The organism is Hydrogenophaga sp. FW305-3-2-15-A-LB1, assembly GCF_058787875.1.
In genome coordinates, this window is the sequence record NZ_JBYTAE010000025.1 from 25330 (window position 1) to 47925 (window position 22596).

20 protein-coding genes and 1 pseudogene are annotated in these 22596 nt (G+C 62.9%); 17 read left to right on the forward strand and 4 right to left on the reverse strand.

The window, feature by feature from the left end; genetic code table 11:
• Positions 1-2 precede the first annotated feature (2 nt).
• From AC3WPZ_RS09850 to AC3WPZ_RS09920, 15 genes are all read left to right on the forward strand, one after another.
• The gene (locus AC3WPZ_RS09850) at positions 3-1964 is read left to right on the forward strand and encodes an acetyl-CoA carboxylase biotin carboxylase subunit (protein ID WP_056278457.1); all 1962 of its coding nucleotides are present in this window, start codon (positions 3-5) and stop codon (positions 1962-1964) included.
• 55 nt (positions 1965-2019) lie between these two features.
• On the forward strand, positions 2020-3195 hold the full coding sequence (locus tag AC3WPZ_RS09855; RefSeq protein WP_056278460.1) for an acyl-CoA dehydrogenase family protein: 1176 nt from the start codon (positions 2020-2022) through the stop codon (positions 3193-3195).
• Positions 3192-4352 carry an acyl-CoA dehydrogenase family protein gene (locus AC3WPZ_RS09860; protein WP_492439352.1) on the forward strand — a complete coding sequence of 387 codons (1161 nt, stop codon included), beginning with the start codon at positions 3192-3194 and terminating at the stop codon, positions 4350-4352. The genes AC3WPZ_RS09855 and AC3WPZ_RS09860 overlap by 4 nt, the downstream gene beginning before the upstream one ends.
• The gene (locus tag AC3WPZ_RS09865) at positions 4324-5292 is read left to right on the forward strand and encodes an AAA family ATPase (protein WP_069047335.1); all 969 of its coding nucleotides are present in this window, start codon (positions 4324-4326) and stop codon (positions 5290-5292) included. Before AC3WPZ_RS09860 ends, AC3WPZ_RS09865 begins: the two co-directional genes overlap by 29 nt.
• The gene (locus tag AC3WPZ_RS09870) at positions 5276-6730 is read left to right on the forward strand and encodes a vWA domain-containing protein (RefSeq protein ID WP_056278469.1); all 1455 of its coding nucleotides are present in this window, start codon (positions 5276-5278) and stop codon (positions 6728-6730) included. The genes AC3WPZ_RS09865 and AC3WPZ_RS09870 overlap by 17 nt, the downstream gene beginning before the upstream one ends.
• Before the next feature lie 37 nt (positions 6731-6767).
• Positions 6768-8408 carry an MBL fold metallo-hydrolase gene (locus AC3WPZ_RS09875; protein ID WP_492439355.1) on the forward strand — a complete coding sequence of 547 codons (1641 nt, stop codon included), beginning with the start codon at positions 6768-6770 and terminating at the stop codon, positions 8406-8408.
• 38 nt (positions 8409-8446) lie between these two features.
• On the forward strand, positions 8447-8938 hold the full coding sequence (locus AC3WPZ_RS09880; protein WP_082586013.1) for a PaaI family thioesterase: 492 nt from the start codon (positions 8447-8449) through the stop codon (positions 8936-8938).
• Between the two features lie 31 nt (positions 8939-8969).
• Entirely contained in the window at positions 8970-10751 is a 1782-nt protein-coding gene (locus tag AC3WPZ_RS09885) for an acyclic terpene utilization AtuA family protein (RefSeq protein ID WP_322315495.1), read from the forward strand.
• Positions 10752-10794: 43 nt separating this feature from the next.
• Entirely contained in the window at positions 10795-11988 is a 1194-nt protein-coding gene (locus tag AC3WPZ_RS09890; protein WP_056278480.1) for an acyl-CoA dehydrogenase family protein, read from the forward strand.
• Positions 11989-12132: 144 nt separating this feature from the next.
• Positions 12133-12879, forward strand: coding sequence for a TetR/AcrR family transcriptional regulator (locus tag AC3WPZ_RS09895; protein ID WP_235501463.1), 747 nt, complete (start codon positions 12133-12135; stop codon positions 12877-12879).
• Positions 12846-13094 (forward strand): hypothetical protein, encoded by a 249-nt coding sequence (locus AC3WPZ_RS09900; protein ID WP_492439358.1) that lies wholly within the window; start codon positions 12846-12848, stop codon positions 13092-13094. The genes AC3WPZ_RS09895 and AC3WPZ_RS09900 overlap by 34 nt, the downstream gene beginning before the upstream one ends.
• Positions 13095-13545: 451 nt before the next feature.
• Positions 13546-14166, forward strand: a complete 621-nt coding sequence (locus AC3WPZ_RS09905) for a glutathione S-transferase family protein (RefSeq protein ID WP_056278490.1) — start codon at positions 13546-13548, stop codon at positions 14164-14166.
• Positions 14167-14207: 41 nt separating this feature from the next.
• A complete protein-coding gene (locus AC3WPZ_RS09910; protein ID WP_056278601.1) occupies positions 14208-14876 on the forward strand; it encodes a cupin domain-containing protein in 669 nt (222 codons plus the stop codon).
• 130 nt (positions 14877-15006) lie between these two features.
• Positions 15007-16068 carry a flavin monoamine oxidase family protein gene (locus tag AC3WPZ_RS09915; protein WP_492439361.1) on the forward strand — a complete coding sequence of 354 codons (1062 nt, stop codon included), beginning with the start codon at positions 15007-15009 and terminating at the stop codon, positions 16066-16068.
• Between the two features lies 1 nt (position 16069).
• Positions 16070-16642: a TetR/AcrR family transcriptional regulator gene (locus AC3WPZ_RS09920; RefSeq protein WP_056278498.1), complete on the forward strand. Its 573-nt coding sequence runs from the start codon at positions 16070-16072 to the stop codon at positions 16640-16642.
• A 147-nt stretch (positions 16643-16789) separates the two neighbouring features.
• On the opposite strand, the pseudogene AC3WPZ_RS09925 reads toward AC3WPZ_RS09920, so the two are convergent.
• From AC3WPZ_RS09925 to AC3WPZ_RS09935, 3 genes and pseudogenes are all read right to left on the reverse strand, one after another.
• Positions 16790-17512 (reverse strand): annotated as a pseudogene (locus tag AC3WPZ_RS09925) (heavy metal-binding domain-containing protein); the annotation flags it as partial.
• Between the two features lie 47 nt (positions 17513-17559).
• Complete coding sequence (locus AC3WPZ_RS09930) at positions 17560-17847, reverse strand: heavy-metal-associated domain-containing protein (RefSeq protein ID WP_056278500.1); 288 nt, start codon at positions 17845-17847, stop codon at positions 17560-17562.
• 11 nt (positions 17848-17858) lie between these two features.
• A complete protein-coding gene (locus AC3WPZ_RS09935) occupies positions 17859-18335 on the reverse strand; it encodes a hypothetical protein (RefSeq protein WP_056278503.1) in 477 nt (158 codons plus the stop codon).
• Positions 18336-19053: 718 nt separating this feature from the next.
• Between AC3WPZ_RS09935 and AC3WPZ_RS09940 the strand changes: the two genes are divergently transcribed.
• Positions 19054-19914 (forward strand): P-type ATPase actuator domain-containing protein, encoded by an 861-nt coding sequence (locus AC3WPZ_RS09940; RefSeq protein ID WP_492439364.1) that lies wholly within the window; start codon positions 19054-19056, stop codon positions 19912-19914.
• A 387-nt stretch (positions 19915-20301) separates the two neighbouring features.
• Here AC3WPZ_RS09940 and AC3WPZ_RS09945 read toward each other — a convergent pair whose 3' ends face one another.
• Positions 20302-21828 (reverse strand): Fic family protein, encoded by a 1527-nt coding sequence (locus AC3WPZ_RS09945; RefSeq protein WP_291087647.1) that lies wholly within the window; start codon positions 21826-21828, stop codon positions 20302-20304.
• A gap of 296 nt (positions 21829-22124) precedes the next feature.
• Here AC3WPZ_RS09945 and AC3WPZ_RS09950 point away from each other — a divergent pair, with 296 nt between their 5' ends.
• A complete protein-coding gene (locus tag AC3WPZ_RS09950; RefSeq protein ID WP_291087649.1) occupies positions 22125-22511 on the forward strand; it encodes an HU family DNA-binding protein in 387 nt (128 codons plus the stop codon).
• Positions 22512-22596: the final 85 nt, after the last annotated feature.

Sequence of the window (22596 nt, forward strand, 5' to 3'; positions counted from 1 at the left end):
TGATGAACTTCACCAAAATCCTGATTGCCAACCGCGGCGAGATCGCCTGCCGGATCATCCGCACTGCCCAGGCGCTGGGCTACCGCACGGTGGCCGTTTACAGCGAAGCAGATGCCCAAGCGCTGCATGTTGCCCTGGCCGACGAGGCAGTGTGCATCGGCCCGGCGCCGGTACGGGAGAGCTACCTCAACGTTGCGGCGCTGCTGGCGGCGGCGCGCAGCACCGGTGCCGACGCGGTACACCCCGGCTACGGCTTCCTGTCCGAGAACGACGGCTTTGCGCAAGCTTGCCTGGACGCCGGGCTGGTGTTCATCGGCCCGGACCCGCAGGCCATCCTGAAAATGGGCAACAAGGCCGGCGCCAAACGCCTGATGCTGGCGGCGGGCGTGCCCTGCGTGCCGGGCTATCAGGGCACCGACCAGTCCGATGCCACGCTGCTCACGAAGGCTGCCGAGATCGGTTTCCCGATCATGGTCAAGGCGGCGGCGGGCGGTGGCGGGCGAGGCATGCGACTGGTCGAACACCCGCAAGACCTCGCGGTCGCCCTGGCCAGCGCCCGCTCGGAAGCAGGCAACGCCTTCGGCAGCGAAGAGCTCATCCTGGAGCGCGCGGTGATTGAGCCGCGCCATGTCGAAATCCAGGTCTTCGGCGACCAGCACGGCCACATCATCCACCTGGGCGAACGCGACTGCTCGATCCAGCGCCGGCACCAGAAGGTGTTCGAGGAAGCGCCCTCCCCGGCGGTCACGCCCCAGCTGCGCGAGCAAATGGGCGCGGCGGCGGTGGCGGCTGCGCGCACCGTGAACTACGTCGGCGCCGGCACGGTGGAGTTTCTGCTCGACAGCGAAGGGCGCTTCTACTTTCTGGAGATGAACACGCGGCTGCAGGTCGAACACCCGGTGACCGAGTGCATCACCGGGCTGGACCTGGTGGCCTGGCAGATCGCCGTGGCCCGTGGCGAGCACTTGCCGCTGACGCAGGAGCAAGTGCACTTGAACGGGCACGCCATCGAAGTGCGCCTGTACGCCGAAGATCCGTACAACGGCTTCCTGCCGCAAAGTGGCGATGTTGCGCTCTGGTGCCCGCCCACGGGCGAAGGCGTGCGCGTTGACCACGGCTTGGCATCAGGCCAGACCGTCAGCCCGCACTACGACCCCATGATCGCCAAAATCATTGTGCATGGCGCGACCCGCGACGAAGCCCGACGGCGCCTGATCGGTGCGCTGCAACGCACCCGCCTGCTCGGCCTGCCCCACAACCGTGCCTTCCTCGAAGCCGTGGCCAGCCACCCGGCCTTCGCCGCTGGCGAAACGACCACTGCCTTTATCGCCCAGCACTTCGGCGCTGCGGCGCTGGTGCGGCCCCAGCCCGACTCGCTGGCGCTGGCGCTGGCCGGCACGCTGTGGTTTGAAGCCAGCGCCACGCCGGTCGCAGCCGCGCCCTGGCGCTCCAGCGGACCGGCACGCTGGCCGATGCTGATCGGCGAGGGCGAACACCGCCATGCCGTGCACATCACGGTCACTGGCACCCACAGCTACACGCTCGAAGTGGGCGCGGCGCTGCACCACATCACCCTCAGCGGGCGCGAAGGCGAGTGCCTGCACCTGATCGCCGATGGCGTGCAGCAGCACGCGGCTGCGGTGTTTGCCGGCGGCGTGTTGCACTTGGAGCTGGGTGACCTGAGTGCCAGCTTTGAAGACCTGACCTATGACCCCCCGGCCGCGGCGGCAGGCAGTACGGAGTCACGCGTGCTCGCACCCATGAATGGACGGGTGCTGGCCGTTGACGTCCAACATGGCGACACGGTCACCAAGGGGCAACGCCTGGCGGTGCTCGAAGCCATGAAGATGGAGCATCAACTGCTGGCCCGTCGCGATGGCGTGGTGGACCAGGTAGCTGTGCGCGCTGGCGACCAGGTTGCCACGCGCGCATTGTTGGTGTCACTGGTCGAGCAGCCTGATTGAGGCGCGCACCGCTCGGCACGCGCGACACACGCCACATCCACGGAGAGTAAAACGCATGCCTGCCGAAACCCTGCCTGCCAAGAGTCCCTTCTATACGCCCGAGCATCTGGCGTTCCGCGACGCGATGCGCCGCTTCGTCGCCAGAGAAATCAGTCCGCACGTGGATGCCTGGGACGAAGCCGAGTCCTTTCCTGTCGCGTTGTACCGCAAGGCGGCCGAAATCGGCCTGCTGGGTCTGGGTTTTCCTGAAGCCTTCGGCGGCAACGACGGCGACCTGTTCATGACCATCATCGCCGCGCAGGAACTGGCGCGTTGCGGTGCTGGTGGTGTCCTGGCGAGTCTGCTGTCGCACACCATCGGCTGCCCGCCCATCGTCAACGTGGGCAGCGAGGCGCTGAAGCAGCGCGTCTTGCCGCCGGTGCTGCGGGGCGAGAAGATCAGCGCACTCGGCATCACCGAACCCTCCGGCGGCTCGGACGTGGCCAACCTCAAGACCACGGCGCGCAGGGATGGTGATCACTATGTCGTCAACGGCTCGAAAACGTTCATCACCTCCGGCATGCGCGCCGACTTCTACACCGTGGCGGTGCGCACTGGCGGGCCGGGGCCAGGCGGCGTGTCGCTGCTGCTGATCGAGAAAGGCACGCCCGGCTTTACGCAAACGCCTTTGAGAAAAATGGGCTGGTGGTGCTCCGACACCGCCGCCCTGTATTTCGACCATTGCCGCGTGCCAGTGGAGAACCTGGTGGGGGTGGAAAACCAGGGCTTCAAGGCCATCATGAAGAATTTCAACCGCGAGCGCATCTTTCTCGCCGCCGGCGCCAACGGCTTTGCCCGCGTCTGCCTGGACGAGGCGCTGGCCTGGTCGCGTGAGCGCGAGATGTTCGGCGGCCGCCTGATCGACCAGCAGGTCACCCGCCACAAACTCGCCGACATGGCCATGCGCGTCGAGGCGACCCAGGCCATGCTGGAATTGCTCGCCTGGCGCGTCGAACAGGGCGATACGCCGGTGGGCGAAATCTGCCTGCTGAAGAACCAGGCCACCCAGACCATGGCCTATTGCGCCAGCGAGGCGGTGCAACTGCACGGCGGCGCCGGTTTCATGCGCGGCGTCAAGGTGGAGCGCATTTACCGCGAAGTCAAGGTCAACGCCATCGGTGGCGGCGCCGAAGAGGTGATGCGCGACCTGGCGGCGCGCCAGCTCGGGTTTTACGCCGGAAGCCCTGGATGAAGTCCGCCGCCTCACCCACACAGCAAATGCCGCCTTCGGCGCTGCCCGAGGCCATGCGCCTGGCCTTGTCGGGCGCGCCAGCGCCTGACTGCGCGCACGGCTTCCCCCGTGCCTGGTGGCGTCATCTCGGCGCCAGCGGCCTGCTCGGTGTGGGCTTCGACAGCGACGGCGGGGCGCCCGTCACGGACGCCGTGCAGGTCAGCGCTGTGGCCGGCATCGTCGCCCGGGAATCCGCCAGCCTGGGTCTGGGCATGGCGTGGATGATGCAGCAGATGCTGGGACGCTTCGTGCTGGCGCCGAATCTGCGCAGCGACCGGCATCGTGCGCTGCTGCAATCCATGGCGCTTGGCGACACATTACTGGCACTCGCGATCTCCGAGCCCGGCACCGGCGCACACCCCAAACACCTGAGCTGCCGGGCGGTTCAGGACGGCAGCGACTGGCTCCTTGACGGCCACAAGGCCTTTGTCAGCAACGGCCCGGCCGCCGATGCCGTCATCGTGCTGGCCGTCAGCGGCGAACACGAGGGGCGCAAGCGCTTCGATGCTTTCGTCGTTGAGGTCAACACACCGGGCCTGACCCGCCAAGTGGACGACAAAGTGCGCGGACTGGCGCCGCTCGGCCATTGCGGCATGCAACTTTCCGGCTGCCGGGTGCCGGAAAGCCAGCGCCTGGGCGAGCCTGGACAGGCTTTCGACACCATCGCTCGGCCGCTGCGCGCGATCGAAGACGCCCTGCTGCTGGGCCCCATGCTCGGCGCCATGCAAGCCGAGCTGGATACCTTGGCGCGCTGGTTCCAAAGCGCCGCCCGGCCCCCTGGATTGACCCGGGACCTGGGTGGCTTGCAACTCGAACTCGATGCCCTCTCGCCCGTTGCACGTCATGCCGCCCAGCACCTGGACCAGCACGGACCCAACGAGGCGTTGGCGGCATTCAATCTGGGCGCGCGCCGCCTGCTTGATCGCTGGCAAGGCACCTGTGAATCCTTTGCCGCGGCCCTGGACGACCGTGAACCGACCCTGCTCAACCTGGCGCGCGATCTGCGCCTGGTGCAGGGCATAGCCCGCGGCATCGCCGAATCCCGACAACTTCAAACCGGCGAAAAAATGCTGCTCTCCAAGGAACCCCGTGAAAACACTACACCAACCCCACTTTGACTCCATCGATGGCCTGGCGCAGCGGCTGGCTGCGGTCGACTACATTGCCAGCCGCGAAATCGCCACCTCGGTCTATCTGGGCTTCAATCTGGAAAAGCCGATCCTTGTCGAAGGCCCGGCCGGCGTCGGCAAGACCGAACTGGCCAAGGGCATGGCCGAGATTCTCGACGTGCCCCTGATCCGCATGCAGTGTTACGAAGGCCTGGACGAATCCAAGGCCTTGTACGAGTGGAAATACGGCAAGCAATTGCTCTATACGCAACTCCTCAAGGACAAACTGGGGGAGATGATGCAAGGCGCGGTGGGACTCGCGGCCTCCATCGAGCGGCTGCATGCGCACGACGATCTGTTCTTTTCCGAGCACTTTCTTGAGCCGCGCCCGCTCTATCAGGCCTTGCACCAGGAGCGCGGCTGCGTGCTGTTGGTGGACGAGGTTGACAAGTCCGACCCCGAGTTCGAGGCTTTCCTGCTCGAAGTGCTGTCCGACTTTCAGGTCTCGGTGCCCGAACTCGGCACCATCAAGGCCAAGGTAAAGCCCATCGTTTTTCTCACCAGCAACAACACGCGCGAGATGAGCGACGCGCTCAAGCGCCGCTGCCTGCACTTGCACATTCCATTCCCCGAGGCGAAGCTGGAGCGGCGCATTCTGGAGCGCCGCGTGCCAGGCCTGTCGGAAACACTGAACCGCGAACTGGTCGCTTTCATTCAGGCGGTGCGGCAGATGGACCTGAAAAAGCAGCCCTCGGTCAGCGAGACCATCGACTGGGCCAAAACGCTGCTGCTGCTGCACGCCGAACACTTGAGCCTGGACATGGTGAAGGGCACGCTCAGTGTCTTCCTCAAGTTCGAGCAGGACATCGCCTCGGCCAGCGAGCAACTGCCGGCCCTGCTGCAACAAGCGCGCAAGGATGCGGAGATTCCCCGTGCAAGCCACGCTTGAGGATTTCTTCAAGGCGCTGCGCGGCAGCGACCTCGAGATCAGCCTCAACGCCCAGGTCGATGCGGCGCGCGCCGTGGCGCTGGTCGGCTGGAGCGACCGCACCCTCCTGAAAAGCGCACTGGGCACGACACTGGCGAAAACCACCCCGGATCGCGCCCTGTACGACGAGGCCTTTGACCGCTTCTTCCGTTTCAATTCCTTCGAAAACATGGCCGCGCAAGGCAGTCCGGCCAAGCCCTCCTTCAGGCCCGACACCGACCCCAACGCCAACCCCGCTTCAGACGCCATGGCCGCGCAAGACCTGCCGGACCCAGCCCAAAACAAACAGACCGCAACCGGTTCCGGTGGGCCGGGCGGCTGTCAGGGCAGCGGTGGCCAGGCCTTGTCGCAGTTGTTGCTGTCGGGTGACTCTGCGGCACTGGCAAAGCGCATGCAGGAAGCCGCGCGCGAGGTGGGCCTGACCGACATCTGGTTTTTCACCCAAAAAGGCTACTACACCCAAAAGATCCAGCAGGCCATGGGGCTGGAGCTGCTGGACCGCGAAATCTCTGACGCCAAACGCCAGACGCTGGCGCCCGAGCGTGCCAAAGACCTCGAACGGATGCGCAAGAAATTGTTCGAGGAGGTGCGCAATTTTGTCGAACGCAAACTCGCGCTCTACGGCACGGCACCGACGCGCCAGTTGCACGACGACTTCCTGCAATCGCAAAAGCTCTCCAACATCGAAAAGCGTGATTTCGCGCGCATGCACGTCATCGTCAGCAAAATCGCCAAGCGACTGGCCGATCGCCACTCGCGGCGCAAGAAGAAGCGGGTGCGCGGCCAGCTCGACTTTCGCAAGACCCTGCGCAAAAACGCTGCCTACGATGGCGTAATGTTCGAGACCTTCTGGCGCTCCAAAGTGGTGGACCGGCCACGCGTGGTGGCGATCTGCGACGTCAGCGGCTCGGTGCGCCAGTACGCGCGTTTTTTGTTGCTGTTCCTGCACAGTCTGGGTGAGCAGGTGAGCGACCTGCGCAGCTTCGCTTTCACCAACCACCTGGTCGAGGTGAGCGACACCTTTGAGTCGCTGCCGGTCGAACAGGCGGTCGACAAAGTGATGCAGGCGGTGGGCGGCAGTGGCACCGACTATGGGCAGACGCTGCTCGACATCGAGGCGCAGTTGCTCGAGGACATCGATCGCCGCACCACCGTGCTGATTCTCGGCGACGCGCGCAACAACCGCGGTCAAGCCCAGGCTCAAGTCATGCAACTGCTCTACCAGCGCGCGCGCCGGGTCATCTGGCTCAACCCCGAGCCGGTGTCGTTCTGGGGCCTGGGCGATTCGGAGATGAAGCGCTACGCCCCTTATTGCCACATCGCGCGCGAATGCAATTCCCTCGCACACCTGGAAAGCACGCTCGACGCCTTGCTGCGCACCCACTCTGCCAGCGCGTGAAGCCCAAACCCACATCCTCGCTCAACAGACACTGCCCATGGTCCGCTCCACATTGCAGCTCCACCCCCACAGAGAGCCGGTCACCGCGCACCCGGCCGCCACCCTGCTGCTGCTGCGTGATGGTGCGCTTGGCGTCGAAGTGTTGATGACCCGGCGCTCGCCAAAAGCCAGCTTCTTGCCTGGCGCCTATGTTTTCCCCGGCGGGCGAGTGGACGCTGACGACCACCAGGCGCATACACTGGCACGCGCCCCCAACGCGGGCGGACGCTACCGCACGGCAGCACTGGCTGCACTGAGGGAAACCTTCGAGGAATTGGGCATCCTGCTGGCGGTGCAGGCCGATGACAAGCCCATCACCCGCACCCACCTTCAAGCGCTGGACCGCAGTGAAGCGCTGTACCCGCAACTGCAAAGCCAGGGCTGGTCACTAACGCTCGATCGGGCGCGCATGCTGGCCTGCTGGACCACCGATCGCAGCGTGCCCAAGCGTTTCAACACCGCCTTCTTCGTTGCGCTGATGCCCGACCAGCAGGAGCCGGTGGCCGACGAAATGGAACAGTTCGAGCCCGTCTGGGTCAGGCCCGAGGATGCGCTGACGAAACACCAAGCCGGCAACTTTTTCATGATCTTTCCAACCATCCGCACCCTGCACTGGTTGGCGGATTTCGAGCAAGCCGAGCAGGCCCTGGCGGCCTGTACCGAAGACGTGCCACTGTGGAACTCCTGCCCTCGGGGTGGTCTGGTCAGCGGTCAACTTCAGCGTTTCATGGAGCATGAAGCGCCGTACGGCGAACTCGCGCTGGTCTGCCCGGACGGCCAGCTCGAGCACCCGCTGGACTGGCAACACGAGCGGCCGGTGCCCTTGTTGCGGCACCTGCATCGTCTCACCGCCCCCAACGCCAGCATCATGACCGGCCCCGGCACCAACAGCTACATCCTTGGAGACGCGTCCAGCGGCTACATCGTCATTGATCCGGGCCCCTTGCTGAACGACCATATCGAGCGCCTGCTCGCTTTCACGGCAGGCCAGATCACGGCCATCGTCTGCACCCACTCGCACCCGGACCACTCCCCCGCCGCGCAGCCGCTGGCCCAGGCCTGCGCCCGCCTGGCAGGCCATACTCCGCCGGTGCTGGGCCTGGCTTGCGCCGCCACTGCCCGCTCCACGGCTGTCTTCGCCCCCGACCGAGCTCTGGCCGACGGCGAGCGCCTGATGCTGCACGATGGCGAGCACAAAAGCACCCTGCGCGTGGTCCATACACCAGGGCACGCAGCCAACCACCTCTGCCTCATCCTCGAAGAAGACGGTCTGCTGTTTTCGGGCGACCACATCCTCAGCGGAAGTACCACCATCATCGACCCGCCCGATGGCGACATGAGCGCCTATCTCGATTCGCTGGACCGCCTGGCGCAGATCTGCGAGAAGGACGGTATCGAGTTCATCCTGCCGGCGCACGGTCACGTCATTGGCTGGGCGGCGCAGTCCATTGCGCAGCTAAAGGCGCACCGCCTGCGGCGCGAGGCCAGGGTGCTAGCGGCCATGCGCGCCGTCCCGCAAGGCGGCTTGGACGACTGGCTAACTCTGGCCTATGACGACACCCCCGCAGCGCTCTGGCCACTGGCGCGCCGTTCGTTGGCGGCCCATGTGCAACGCATCGAGCAACTGGCGATGCTTTGAACCCCATACGCTTTTTAGACAGCCCACAGGAGCTCAATATGAATACCAACGCCCCCAACCTTGACCGCATCGCAGCTTGCAAGCAAGGCTGGAACGACAGCCCTTTTCTGAAGGCGCAAGGGCTTGAAGTTGAAGAAACAGCTGTAGGCCGAGCTGTTGTACGACTTCCTAAGGCCCTTCCCACCCAACGCGGCGGCGGCGGTTCGGACACCGTGCTCAATGGCGGCGTCATCTCCTATATGTTCGACGGTGCGCTTGGCTGGGCCATCATCTCCTCGCTGCTGGCCATGCCCGAGGCGTCCGACATTGATCCCTTCGAGCTTCGCCAGTTCACGATCAACCTCGACATCACCTTCCTCAATGCCGCCGTGGGCGATAGCTTCGAAGCACGCGGCAAGGTGGTGCGCATCAGCCGCACGACGGCATTTGCCGAAGGGGAGTTCCTGGATGCCAATGGCACAGTTTGCGCCACCGCCAAGGGTATCTGGCGCGTGTTCTGGCCGCGCAGTATTGCATCCACCCCGCGCTGACCCCGCTCCCCCGAATAACCCGGAGACATCCATGAAAAAAATAACCCTTCGTATTGGCAGCGCCTCGGGCTTCTGGGGCGACTCCGAGTTCGCCGCCGCCCAACTGGTGCAGCGCGGCAACATCGACGTCCTGGTGTTCGACTACTTGGCCGAAATCACCATGTCGCTGCTCAGCCGCGCCAAGGCCAAAGACCCGGCACAGGGCTATGCACCGGATTTCGTGACCACCCTCCAGCCCCTGATGAAGGAACTGAAGTCGCGCGGCATCAAGGTCATTGCCAACGCGGGCGGTGTCAACCCGTCCGCCTGTCGCGCCGCGCTGGTGGCAGCAGCCCAGGCCGAAGGTGTCGATCTGAACATCGCCGCCGTGCTGGGCGACGACCTGATGCCCCAGGTTGAGGCCCTGCGCTCGGCCAACACCCAAGAGATGTTCGCGGGCAGCCCCTTTCCACAAAAAGTCATGAGCGCCAACGCCTATCTGGGCGCCTTCCCGATCGCCGCGGCGCTCGATGCCGGCGCCGACGTCGTGGTCACTGGCCGCTGCGTCGACAGCGCGGTCACACTGGCGCCGCTTATCCATGCCTTTGGCTGGACCGCCGCCGACCACGATCTGCTCGCGCAGGGCAGCCTGGCTGGTCACCTGATCGAGTGCGGCACGCAGGCCACCGGCGGCAACTACACTGACTGGGATTCGGTGCCGGGCTGGGACGACATGGGCTTTCCCATCGCCGAGTGCCGCGCCGACGGCAGCTTCGTCATCACCAAGCCCGAAGGCACTGGCGGGCTGGTCTGCCACTCCACGGTGGGCGAGCAGATGCTCTATGAAATCGGCGACCCGCGCGCCTACATCCTGCCCGATGTGGTGTGCGACTTCACCAGCGTCACGCTGACGCAGATCGGCCCCGACCGCGTCGAGGTCAAGGGCGCGCGCGGCCTCCCGCCGACCGATCAGGCCAAAGTCAGCGTCACCTACGCCGACGGCTTTCGGGCCATGAGCTTGTTCATGATCGGCGGCATCAATGCCGGCGCCAAGGGGCAGCGCGTCGGCGCCGCAATGCTGGCGCGCATGCGGCGACACTATGCACAGCGCGGTTGGCCCGACTTCACCGAAACTTGTGTCGAGGCCATCGGCGCTGAAGACACCTACGGCCCCCACGCTCGGCCCGATGCGCGCGAAGTGATGCTCAAGGTCGGCGTGCGCCACCCGGTCAAGGACGCACTCGAACTGTTTTCGCGCGAAGTGGCGCCGATGGCCCTGATGTCGGCCCCGGCCATCACGGGCTTCACCGGTGGTCGACCCAAGGTGCAACCGGTGGTTCGGCTGTTTTCCTGCCTGATCCCCAAGACCCAGCTGGCCGCGAGCATCGACATGGGCGACAAGACCGTGGCGGCACCGCCATGGCACGGCCAGGCGTTTGATCCGGCGACCCTGCCCCAGGTCGGCGGCCCGCTGCCTGCCGCCGACGCCTATGCGCGCGGCACGCGCATAGTGCCGCTGGTGAAGCTGGCCTGGGGCCGCAGCGGCGACAAGGGCGACGCCGCCAACATCGGCGTCCTGGCGCGTCAACCCGGCTACCTGCCTTTCATCCGCGCCGCCCTGACCGAGCAGGCCGTGGCGGCCTGGTTCGCCCACCTCGTCAAGGGCAGCGTGCAGCGCTTTGACCTGCCCGGCACGCACGCGCTGAACTTTCTGATGCACGAAGCCCTGGGCGGCGGCGGCATCGCTTCGGTTCGCATGGACTCGCAGGGCAAAGCCTTTGCGCAGATGCTGCTCGATTTTCCAGTCCCGATCCCAGCCGACTTGGCACTTTGACAACTTTCGCCCCTGCCCCCAATCCAAGACAGAGAAATACACCATGAACACCTCGGCCACTACCGCGATAGCCAACACGGCTTCCACCGCCTTGAGCGCGCGTATCCGCGACGTGCAGGAAGCCACCCGCGGCGTCACCACCCTGTACCCGCGCAGCTACATCCTCCAGTGCATCAAGGAAGATCGCTTCCCCGACGAGCTGTGGCAAAAGCTCGGCGAGTTCGGCCTGCTCGGCCTGTCCGTCCCGGAAGAGTATGGCGGCTCCGGAGGCGGCGTACTGGAGATCACCGCGCTCAATGAAGCGCTGGCTTTGGCCGGCGTGCCCACGCTGTTCCTGGTCGTCACAGGGCTGGGCCGGGTACCGATCATGCGCCACGGCACACCCGAGCAGATCAGGAAATACGTCACGCCGACTTGCACCGGCGAGAAGAAGTTGTGTTTTGCCATCACCGAGCCCAATGCCGGCACCAACAGCTTTGCCATGACCACACTGGCCACACCGGACGGCGATGGCTGGGTGCTCAATGGCCAGAAGGTCTTCATTTCTGGCGCGCGCGATGCCGACTACATGCTGGTGATCGCTCGCACCACCAAGGCAGGCGAGGTGAAGCATCGCACCGACGGCATCTCGCTGTTCGTGCTTGACATGAAAACGCCCGGAATCCAGCTGACGCAACTCAACATCCAGGTCGAAACCGCCGAGCGCCAGTACATGGTGTTCTTTGACAACGTCAAGCTGCCCGCCGACGCACTGATCGGCGAAGCCGGCAAGGGCGCCAAGCTGATGTTCGAAGGCCTGAACTCGGAGCGCCTGCTGGCCGCTGGAGCCGCAATCGGCTTGGGCGACTATGCGCTGGCCAAGGCGGTAGCCTATTCGAAGGAGCGTAAGCCCTTCGGCAAGCCAATTGGCTCCTACCAGGCACTGCAGCACCGTATGGCGCAGGCCAAGGCGCAGATCGAGGCAGCGCGGCTGATGACCTACAACGCCGCCGAGCGCTTCGACGCCGGCGAGGATGCTGGTGCCCACGCCAACATGGCCAAGCTGCTGGGCTCGCAAGCGGCGGTGGCCGCCGTAGAGGCCGCGCTGCAAACCCACGGCGGCTACGGATTCGACCGCGACTACGACATCATCACGTTGTGGCCCATGGTGCGCCTGCTGGAAATCGCGCCCATCAACAACGAGATGCTGCTCAACTACATCGGCGAACATGTATTGGGCTTGCCTAAGTCATACTGAGCCGATGGCCGTCATCCCCGGTACCGACCACCCAGACCGAGACCGATGTTCGCAATACGGTCGAGGCCTCCGTCCGCCGTTTTCGGGGTCGCCTGAGCTTTCGACCCGACATCATTGGCAGGCCTCGCTACTCGTTTTCGGATGATGTGTGCCGTGCGCTCCCTCCCCACTTTCGAAGCAGCCAAGCGGCCGCGAGGCCGCCCACGCAAGACGCCGCAGGAGCGAAATGAAGGCAATCGCCGCCAAGATGTCGTCAAGGCCGCGGCCAAACTGTTTCGACGCTACGGCTTCAACGGCACGAGCACGCGCGACATCGCCTGCGCCGTCGGCATGCATTCCGGATCACTGTTTTGTCACTTCAAAAGCAAGGATGCGCTATTGCATGAAGTGATTCAGGAAGGCATGCGCAGCGCGATGGCGCGCCAGATGATCGTGCTACTTGCCGAGCATGACGCTGTGACCACGCTGCGGCAATTGATCCGATCGCATTTCGAAACGATTCTGGGACCAAACAGCGACTTCATGCATGTGGTGCTCTACGAGTCGCGCTACCTCAATGCTATGCAACACAAAGTCATCGCGAAGCTGCAAGGTGAATACGAAGCGACATGGACGTCCGTGCTCCAAGAGCTCTCGCTGACTGGCTGCTTGCAGGTCGAGGTTCCGGTTGCGCGCCATTTGATCTTTGGTGTGCTGAACGGGTCAGCGCAGTGGTTCAAGTCTGAAATGGGAATCTCGATTGATGACCTGACCGACGCAGTGGTGGCCCTGTGCATACACGTCCCCCCGGCAAAGCCGGACTTGATGTTGAACGCGCCTTTGGGCGTCAGGCGGTGTATCCGGACGACGCCAACACCGTGGCCGATCTGCCCAGCCAGGCCGAACTCGTGAAGTACAAGAGCCAGGGCATCAACATCATGGCGCCGCCGGTCTTCGCCCTGCTGAGCACCGACACTTCAGAGTGGATCGCGCCCTCGCAGTACGCGCGAAACGCCCGCTCGGCCGGTCTGGACATCATTGCCTGGACCCTGGAGCGCTCGGGTCTGCTGGCCGATGGCGACAACGGCCTGTATTACCAGACGTTCGATTCGGCCATCAAGACCTAAGGCGACATGATGCGTGTGCTCGACGTGCTCGTCCGCGAGGCGGGTGTGATTGGCGTTTTCTCGGACTGGCCAGCCACGACTACGTCCTACGCGAACTACTCCAATCAGCGGTAGTCTTCATTGGCGCCCGGCGTTCTTCTCCATGGCGGAGATACGGCATGACTGTCGGCCGCAACCACCACAACAAGGTGGAGACAAGAAGATCGCGCCATGACACTACCTGAAAGCGAGTCACAGTCGTAGAGCCGAACAGCGCAGAAGGTGTTCCACTTGACGTCGCTGGGTCGCGCTGATCCTGCCGATCATGTGAATGTCGCGAACGGTTCAGCTCAGCTGAAGCAGCGAATTTCGCTTGGTCCTGGGGCCTGTTTGTAAAGCCGCACATAAGAATTGACAACCTACTGATAGGTAGTACAATGGCGCGTTACAAAAATCGTCAATAGAACACTCAATGAAAATCTACGACATCAAAGGCTTTCCAAACCCACTGCGAGTCCGCATCGCTCTGGCAGAAAAGGATGCAACGGACAAGGTTGAATTCGTCCCAGTGGATGTGATGAGCGGCGAGCACCGCTGCGATGCTTTCAAAGCGAAAAATCCGGATGCTACCGTGCCCCTGCTGGAGCTTGACGACGGCACCTGTATCGCCCAGTGCAACGCCATCACTGAATATATCGATGGCGTTTTCGATGGTCCTTCCCTAACCGGCGCAACCCCAAAGGAGCGTGCCCGCATCACGATGATGAATCTGCGGGCAGAAAACGGTTTGATGAACGCGGTCGGCGCCTATTTCCATCACGCTACTCCCGGCCTTGGTCCGGATCTGGAGACCTGGCAATGCGCCGAATGGGGCAACAAGCAGAGGGAAGTTGCTAGCGCTACCATGGCCTATCTGGATAGCGTTCTGTCGGAAAATGAGTTTCTCGCAGGCGACAACTTCTCTATCGCTGACATCACTGCCTTTGCGGGTCTGGCGTTTGCGGATTTCGCCAAGGTTGAAATCCCCGAGTCCCTGGTCAATCTCCATGCTTGGCGTGCAAAGGTTGCAGCCCGTCCTTCGATTGCCGGTTAATGCGCGATCTCCGGGTTGTAGGGGTCAAAGGAGTGGGTTTCATGGAGATCAACGCAGATTTTTCCAAGCGTGTTGTGGTGCATTCGCGCGAGTTGGAATGGCGACCCTCGCCCATGAAGGGGGTAGAGCGGCGCATGCTGGACCGAATTGGGGGCGAAGTTGCCCGCGCCACGACCATCGTGCGGTATGCGCCGGACAGCAAGTTCTCGGCACATACCCATACGGGGGGCGAGGAGTTCATCGTGCTCGATGGAGTGTTTCAAGACGAGCACGGTGATTTTCCTGTCGGCACCTATGTGCGCAACCCCCCAACGACGTCCCATACGCCAGGCTCTGACGAGGGATGCACGATCTTTGTGAAATTATGGCAATTCGACATGGCGGATCGCACACAGTTTCGCAAGGACATGGAAGCCGAACTGGGCACCCCGGTGGATGGCATTGCCAGCGCAATGCTATATGAGGACCATCGTGAGACCGTCAGTTACAGCAGGCTTGAGGCGGGCGCAACTCTGAAGTCTGAGGTGTCCGGCGGGATAGAGCTGCTGGTGATAAACGGCGCTCTCACCGTGGAAGGCGAGATACTGGGAAAGCACACTTGGCTGCGCCTGCCCGAAGGCCAAAGCTTGTCCGCGATGGCGACGGGCGATGGCGCGAAAATCTGGATGAAGACAGGACACCTGCCATTTGCCAAAGCACCCGCTGCTTAGCCATGGCTACGGCAGATTCCCCGGCAGAGCTTACAGCACCACCGCTACCGACCCGCGGGTGTCTATCGTGACGACTGTGTGGCCAACAAAGACGAATCGGTTGTCCTTCGCTGGCGAGGTGTCTTGAGCGATGCTGACCGATACCCTGATCATCGGTGGTGGCCTGTCCGGGCTGGCCTTGGCTGCAAAGCTTGCTGCACAAGGCCGCGATTTCCTTTTGGTCGAGGCGCGTGACCGCTTGGGCGGTCGCATCCTGACCGTGCGCGAGGGTGCCGCTCATTTTGATCTGGGTCCCACGTGGTTTTGGCCAGGACAACCCAGGATCGCAGCGCTCACCGAACGCTTAGGGCTGTCCCGGTTCGATCAGTTCTGTCAGGGCGATGTGATCTTCGAGAATGAGCAGGGCCGTGTTCATCGTGGACGAGGGTATGCCTCAACGCAGGGGGCCTGGCGGCTGGAGGGGGGGTTGGGCGCCTTGATCGCGGCCCTTGAGAATGAGGTTCCGGCGCAACGACGCCGTGTTTCGACAACGATCCGTATGCTAACCCGGGCAGCACCGGGGATCATCGCAACGTCTGAGGATGGCGTGAGCATCCAGGCACGGCGGGTGGTTCTGGCCCTGCCCCCGCGCATGGCCGTAAGAATGTCCTTTACGCCGACGCTGCCAATCGCTGCGTTGACAGAGCTGGAGGGAATCGCAACCTGGATGGCAGGCCATGCCAAGGCCGTGGCTGTCTATGATCGGCCTTTTTGGCTTGAGGCTGGCCTTTCCGGTGATGCCATGAGTCGTCATGGTCCGGTGGTCGAAATCCATGATGCCAGCCCGGCCTCAGGCGGGCCTTATGCCCTTTTCGGGTTCATCGGCGTGCCGCCCAGGGCGCGATCCGACCAACAGGCCCTGCGCCGACAGATACAGGCCCAGTTGATCCGTCTGTTCGGACCAGAAGCCGCCACACCAAGTATTCTGTGTCTCAAGGACTGGGCTTATGACCGCTTGACAGCGACCGAACTGGACGGACAGGCGCCACATGTCAACTCGCAATACGGTTTGCCCCGCGTTCTCAATGGACTTTGGGATGGCGATTTGATCCTTGCCGGGACCGAGGTGGCGCCTAAATTCGGAGGATACCTTGAGGGGGCGCTGGAAGCATCGGAGCTGGCGCTGGCAAACCTAGGACACATAGAAAGGTGAAATGACAACGAACAGAGACACCAGAGTCGCCCTGATGGATTTTGCTGAACACGCAGCCCGGTCACGGGGTTTCGACGGCTTCAGCTATGGCGATATGGCAGAGGCGATCGGCATTCGAAAAGCGTCGATCCACCACCATTTTCCGACCAAGGCCAATCTTTCCGAAGCATTGATCGAGCGATATCAGACCAACCTGCAGCATCGCCTGGCCGAGATCGAAGCAACCCACGCCACCGCCGGTGCACGCCTCAAGGCCCTGATTGCCCTGTACCGAGCAGCCCTGGATGATGGCCGCACCGTTTGTCTGTGCGTTGCCTTTTCAACCAGCCGGGAAAGCTTGTCTGAAGTGGTCATCGCCAAAGTCAGCGCCGTCCGCGCAATGATCCTGCAATGGATCACTGCGACGTTCGAACTCGGCCAAAGGGACGGGTCCATATCGGCAATCCTTGATCCGGCATACGAGGCGCCCGCGACCCTGGCCATGCTGGAAGGTGCCCATCTCGCAGCGCGTACTGAAGAGGACCTTGTTGCGTTTGACGTCGCAACCCGACTGCTGAACGCCCGTTGTCAGTAGCTTTGGTCCAGTTCGTGCGCTTTTATTGGGCTACTCGCCCTCTTCCTTTAATTCTGACGTCTCCCCCGAATTCCGGACTTTTCAAAACTAGAGGCACGGTTGCTTTCCGGCAAGCCCGAAGGGGCGCAAGGAGAAGCAATGAAGAGGTCGAGATTTATCGCCTACATGCACATGGGCCAACGGCACGTCTTCCTCCTGCCCGTCGGGCTGGATGCGCCGCGCGGTCTTGGGCGCCAGCCCCAGCAGCGAGCGAATGGCCGCCGAGGTTTGCGCACGCGCCTTGAGTTCCAGCAGCTGGCCCAGCAAGGTGAGCGAGATGATCACCGCCGCCGCCTCGAAGTACACCGACACGCGCCCCATCGAAACGAACGAATCGGGAAACACCTGGGGCGCCACCGTGGCCACCACGCTGTAGACAAACGCCGAACCCGTGCCCAGGCTGATGAGGATCCACATGTTGGGGCTGCGGTTCAGCACCGACTGTGCGCCCCGCACAAAAAACGGCCAGCCGGCCCACAGCACGATGGGCACGGTGAGCACGAGTTCGATCCAGCTCTGGGTCGCCATCTCGAACCAGCCGAAGCTGTGGCCGAACATCGCCAACACGGCCACCACCACCGTGAGCGGCAGGGTCCACCAGAAGCGGCGCTGGAAATCGAGCAACTCGGGGTTCTCGGCCTCGTCCAGCGCCGGCATGACCGGCTCCAGCGACATGCCGCACTTGGGACAGTTGCCCGGCTGGTCCTGTCGGATCTCCGGATGCATCGGACAGGTGTAGCCCGTGCCTTCCAGCGGAGATGTCACAGGTAGAGAGGCCGGCGCACCCGGGCCTCCAGCGTGACGGTGTTCGTGATGACGATGTGACTCCATGGCATGGCTCCAATCTTCAGGCTGGCTTTGCCAAGCCCGTGGTGGGGTCAACTGCAGCAGCAACCGCCCTTGGGCGCAGCTGGCGGTGGCGGACTGTCGGTTGCCTGACCCGACGGGGCGCCATTTGTGACCACCTCGCTTTCGTAGCGCCTTGCCGCCAATGCAGAAATCAGCTGCGATGGCGCCACGTTCGCCTCAGCTGTGACCCTCACACGGCCAGCTCGCAGATCCACTGCGACGTCTTGCACACCGTCGATTGGAGCCAGGGCCGTCGTGACGCGCTGGACGCAGGCACCGCAGGTCATGCCCTGCACATCGAGATCGATGATGTTCATCGTGATCTCCTTCACTTGCCGGCGGGCGGCATGGTTCCATCCGGCATGCGCTGCATCATCATTTCCATCATGGTCTGCATCAGGTCCATGCGCATCTCCATCATCTGATGGTGCTTGGACATGTCCATGGGCATGTCCTTCATGCCCGCCATTCCCGGCATGCCCGCCTTGCCGTGCATGCTGCCCATCCCCTTCATGCCTTTCATCATGGCCATGCCTTCGTGCATGGTTTTCATGTGCTCGGCCATCAAGGCCTGGCGCTCTGCTGGCGTCTTGGCATTCATCATCTTGTCGCGCATGGCCTGCATGTCTTTCATGTGGTCGTGCATGGCTGACGGCGCCCCAGACGGTGCCACAGCTGCTAGATGCGCAGCGTGTTGATCTGCATTGGCCGCCGACATGGGACCCGCTGCCGGGGCGTTGGGGTTCGCGCAAGCGGTCAGCAAGACGGCGGTCGAAAGCGTGAGGAGGGTGTGGATGGTTTTCATGATGGTGTTCTTGAAGGAATGGGGGAGCCGCCGCAGGCGGCAACAAAGGGGATGCCAGACAGGAGATGGGACGCCATCTGGGTGACCCAGACAGCAAGAGCGCTCTTCGCAATGGGCTGCGAAGCGGTCTACAAGGTCAAACGATGGGGTCGCGCAGCGATGGGCGAAGCCATGTGCGGGGGTCTGGTGGCGTGTACCCGCAGCTGAACTGCGGTGGGTGTGGCCATGGTTGGCGCCCCAGTCCGCGAAAGCACGCCCACCCAACCCGAACTGCCGTCGGCGAGGGGCTGATCGACCTTGGTGATGGCCAGCGGTGCTTCATCACAGAACCTCAAGCATCCCGCATCAACAGGGTCGCTTTGTGCGCGGTGATGGCCTTGTGCAACCGATTCATGGTGTGGTGACACCGTTGAAGAATCGTGACCGCCGTGGTCAGGCTCGCTCAAGAGGCAGGCATTGGCCACCCCGGCGCCCAATGCAAACAGCCACACCGCCAGGATGATCCTGGTGGCATGGCGCAGCGAGCGGCGGTGAATGTGCATCTTGGTCAGACGAACTGTGGAAACAATTCAAGGCTAAACATGTGGGCTCAAGCCGTCTTGATGCAAATCAAGAAAGCTGGCCGGAAGACGGTCCCCGACCAATAAAGTGTGCGGCGGCGCAGCACGATGGTCGGTTCGCCACCGAACAGACTGGAAGGCTGGCACTGGCCACACCGGTGCAGTACTGGCTGGACGCGCGCCTCTACCGCGCGGGCTGGAATGCCGTGCGAGCAGGTGCCGGCAACATGGACCTGTTGGTGGCCCAGGGTACCAGCGCCGGATACGGCCTGAGCGTCTATCTGCTGTTCAAGCACGCGGAGCACGGCACGCCGCACCCGTACTTCGAAGCCGCAGCGGTGATCGTCACACTGGTTCTGCTGGGCAAATGGCTCAAGTCGCGCGCCAAGCGCCATACCACCGCCGTCATCGCGGCGCTCAACACCCTCAAGCCCAAGGTGGCACGCGCACGTATGCCTTATGGCAACGTGGATATTGCGATTTCGCAGGTAAAGATCGGGGGCATCGTGGTGGTGCGCCCGGGAGAGCGTATTCCGGTCGACGGTGTAGTCACCATCGGCTCCAGCCGGGTGGACGAATCGCTGATCACAGGCGAGAGTCTGCCGGTGGCCAAGCACGCGGGCGACAAGGTCACCGGCGGCGCCGTCAATGCCCGGGTACTGCTGCGGGTGGAAACCACTGCGGTGGGCGCGGAGTCCACGCTCTCGCGCATCGTTCGTATGGTCGAGTCGGCGCAGGCCGAGAAAGCGCCGCTACAGCGTAGCGTTGACCGCGTGAGTGCCGTCCTTGTTCCGGTGGTGCTGTTGATCGCGTGTCCGCGTGCCGTGGGCCGTGGACCTTGCGACGTCCACAGGCAGCATGGCCGGCACCGGGGTGGCCGTTCGCCAAGGCATCCTGATCAAGGATGCCGAAACTCTGGAGGTCGCGCACAGTGTCGACACCGTCGCGATCGACAAGGCGAGCACGTTCACCGAAGGCAAGTCGACGTTGGTCACGGCGCTGGCAGCGCCCGATCATGAAGATAGTCTACTGTCCTGGAGCGCCGCTATCCAGGCCGGCAGTGAGTACCCGCTGGCGCGCGCCATATGAACGCCGCCGAAGAAGCTAGTCTAGTGTTGCTCTCCTCTACCAAAGTAAGCGACGTTCCCTGGCGCGGCATGTCGGCCGAGGTGCAGGGTCGTGCATAGGCTCAGCATGCTGGGTAGATAACCAGAAAACGCACACCAGGGCCGTGACCTTACCGTGCCGACCAAGAGGTCATACGGCAAATTCCTTGGTTCGGACGGGCCAAGCCCGGAAGCACGAGCGGTGGCAGAAACGTTCATTCCAAAACCAACCACTTGAAAAAACGTCTTTGACTGCGGAAATTCGTCTACCAACGCCCGTATCCACGGAAAAACATCTACTCAGACGCGGGCGTCGATGTATGCCGCAAAGTGCTCGCCTACGACGGACTCCACCCTGGCAAGTTGCTCATCGGTCAGGCCTTCCGCCAGTTTGCGCTTGCGTTTGGACAGCGTGCCGTTGCCCTGAACGATGACATCGATGAGGGTATTCAGCTGGGACTGGCGCATGTCCAGCCAGGCTTCCAAGTCCTTGACCGTGTTGTCGTGAGCGCGCAGGTAGATCACCTCGGACAGCAGATCCTCTTCAACGCACAGCTTGCAGCATTCCAGGATGAATTCGCACAGATCGGTTGCGTCGAAGTAAGCGTACAGCCACTGCGGCTGTGGTGACTTGACCAGGATCGTTGCGCTATCGCCGTCCAGCATGTATTCCAGCAGATCCGTGCGTGGGCGTGAATAGCTCTTCAACAGCTTCGAGTAGCGCTCAAGCTGGCTCAGCATGCGGGCCGACAAAGGCAGCACGACGCCCCCGGGGGTGAAACCGGCCTGGCGAAGCACGTGGTGGAGCAAGAACCGGTGCAGTCGCCCGTTGCCGTCAAAGAAGGGGTGCACAAACACCAGACCGAACGAGGCGCAAGTGGCCGCGACAACAGGATCGAGCTCGCCGTTGGACGCGGCTGTTGCCAGTGCGGCAACGTCATCCATCATGGGGTCGACCAGTGCGACGGGCGGTGGAATGAAGTCTGCGATGTTGCGCATACGCCCTGGACGGGACAACCAGTTCTGCTTGGGGCGGTACTGGTACTCCGCTGCGTGGTCGCTGACGATCTGGTTCTGCCAGGCACACAGTTGCTCTTCCGTGAGTGGGCCGGGTTCGCCGGCGGATTCCAGCAGCTTGCGAAACCGGCCCGCGCGATGGCTGTCGGGGATTTCGTTTTCGATGTTGTAGGTCGAGCGAGTCTCGGACAGGTAGAGGTAGTCCACCGCGCGGGCCAGCATCTCGGGTTCGATGCTGCTCATGGCGGTTTTCACCTTCTCAGCAAGTCCCTCCTCCAGCAAGGCTGTAAGCCGAGGCGTTCGACGAACGAGCGGGCTGTACGCGCGACCACCAAGCACGTTGTTGATGATGCCGAACTTGGCGTCCAGCACCTTGGGCCCGCAAACATGGTGCACCGGGTCGAGCAAGAAAATTCGCGGGTTGCCGGCGGGCATGTCGTAGTCCAACTTGTGCTCAGAGAGCCATTCCACGAGGTGGCCAGCCATTCGAGAGTAACGCGAGCTGGGCATGGCATGCAGCCATTCCTGTACGCCGTCACGAGCCTCTTGATGTTCAAAGAGCGCCCCCAGCACCGTCAGGTTCAAGTGCTCTCGCTTGAGCGCAAAGGTGAGTTGGCCCGTATATGCCTCGGGATCGCTCAGGCGCCTCAAAGGCAACTCGATGCGCTCACTGCCGTCTGGGGTGAAGGTATGCCTTTCCAGCGTCTGCTCGGTCGCCACAAAAATCCGCTGCAGAGGCGGCACGCGCAAACCGAAACGTCGGATTAACGACTCGTAACCCAAGTACAGGCGAGGAGTGGGATGCGGCATGGGTTTTGTGTGTTGGAGCGACCAGCAGGACGTTGCAATCGCCAGAACATCTTTGAAACTGGAAAAACATCTACATGTTATCAATCGTTCGGCAAAACGTCTACAGCCGCCGACCAACGTTCCACTGAGAGGCCGCACTTGTGGCGCTCAACAGACCGGCTGCGGTGTCGAGACCAGCACATGGATTGAGCAACTCATGCCATGCGAGAAAAAGGCGCCTCTCCTGCCGCCATAAACTCCACGTACTGCGCGAATGGCGCAGCGTCCTATTTACCCAACCGTGGAGTCACAAAAGAATGGCCACTGCAAAGAAGGCAGCCCCCAAGGCAGCCGCGAAGAAGACCGTCACCAAACAGGTGAGCGTGCTCAAGCCGATCAAGGAAACTTTCAACAAGACCACGCTGGTCGCCCACCTGGTGCAAGCCTCCGGTGCCGAGCCCAAAACGGTCAAGGCCGTGCTCGGCTCACTGGAGGCGGCCATCCTCGCGTCTTTGTCCAAGAAGGGCGCGGGCGAGTTCACTTGGCCAGGCGTCTTCAAAGTCGCTGCCACCCAAGTGCCTGCCAAGAAGGCCCGCAAGGGAATTGACCCATTCACCAAGGTCGAGCGCATGTTTGCCGCCAAGCCCGCATCGGTCAAGGTCAAGGCTCGCTTCTTCAAGAAGGTCAAGGACGCCGCTCTGTAATCGGCGCTGATCTCGTGCAAAGGGGGCTATCGTGCCCTCTTTCTCTTTTCGAGCAGTCTGCGGCCAGCCTCGCCGTGTCCCAAGC

What these genes read in the sequence shown, in the direction of transcription:
- AC3WPZ_RS09910 (WP_056278601.1), top strand. Translation starts at nt 14,208, where the DNA reads ATGGAGATCAACGCAGATTTTTCCAAGCGTGTTGTGGTGCATTCGCGC.
- AC3WPZ_RS09880 (WP_082586013.1), top strand. Translation starts at nt 8,447, where the DNA reads ATGAATACCAACGCCCCCAACCTTGACCGCATCGCAGCTTGCAAGCAA.
- AC3WPZ_RS09935 (WP_056278503.1), bottom strand. Translation starts at nt 18,335, where the DNA reads ATGAAAACCATCCACACCCTCCTCACGCTTTCGACCGCCGTCTTGCTG.
- AC3WPZ_RS09885 (WP_322315495.1), top strand. Translation starts at nt 8,970, where the DNA reads ATGAAAAAAATAACCCTTCGTATTGGCAGCGCCTCGGGCTTCTGGGGC.
- AC3WPZ_RS09855 (WP_056278460.1), top strand. Translation starts at nt 2,020, where the DNA reads ATGCCTGCCGAAACCCTGCCTGCCAAGAGTCCCTTCTATACGCCCGAG.
- AC3WPZ_RS09860 (WP_492439352.1), top strand. Translation starts at nt 3,192, where the DNA reads ATGAAGTCCGCCGCCTCACCCACACAGCAAATGCCGCCTTCGGCGCTG.
- AC3WPZ_RS09920 (WP_056278498.1), top strand. Translation starts at nt 16,070, where the DNA reads ATGACAACGAACAGAGACACCAGAGTCGCCCTGATGGATTTTGCTGAA.
- AC3WPZ_RS09950 (WP_291087649.1), top strand. Translation starts at nt 22,125, where the DNA reads ATGGCCACTGCAAAGAAGGCAGCCCCCAAGGCAGCCGCGAAGAAGACC.
- AC3WPZ_RS09850 (WP_056278457.1), top strand. Translation starts at nt 3, where the DNA reads ATGAACTTCACCAAAATCCTGATTGCCAACCGCGGCGAGATCGCCTGC.
- AC3WPZ_RS09875 (WP_492439355.1), top strand. Translation starts at nt 6,768, where the DNA reads ATGGTCCGCTCCACATTGCAGCTCCACCCCCACAGAGAGCCGGTCACC.
- AC3WPZ_RS09945 (WP_291087647.1), bottom strand. Translation starts at nt 21,828, where the DNA reads ATGCCGCATCCCACTCCTCGCCTGTACTTGGGTTACGAGTCGTTAATC.
- AC3WPZ_RS09895 (WP_235501463.1), top strand. Translation starts at nt 12,133, where the DNA reads ATGTGTGCCGTGCGCTCCCTCCCCACTTTCGAAGCAGCCAAGCGGCCG.
- AC3WPZ_RS09915 (WP_492439361.1), top strand. Translation starts at nt 15,007, where the DNA reads ATGCTGACCGATACCCTGATCATCGGTGGTGGCCTGTCCGGGCTGGCC.
- AC3WPZ_RS09930 (WP_056278500.1), bottom strand. Translation starts at nt 17,847, where the DNA reads ATGAACATCATCGATCTCGATGTGCAGGGCATGACCTGCGGTGCCTGC.
- AC3WPZ_RS09890 (WP_056278480.1), top strand. Translation starts at nt 10,795, where the DNA reads ATGAACACCTCGGCCACTACCGCGATAGCCAACACGGCTTCCACCGCC.
- AC3WPZ_RS09905 (WP_056278490.1), top strand. Translation starts at nt 13,546, where the DNA reads ATGAAAATCTACGACATCAAAGGCTTTCCAAACCCACTGCGAGTCCGC.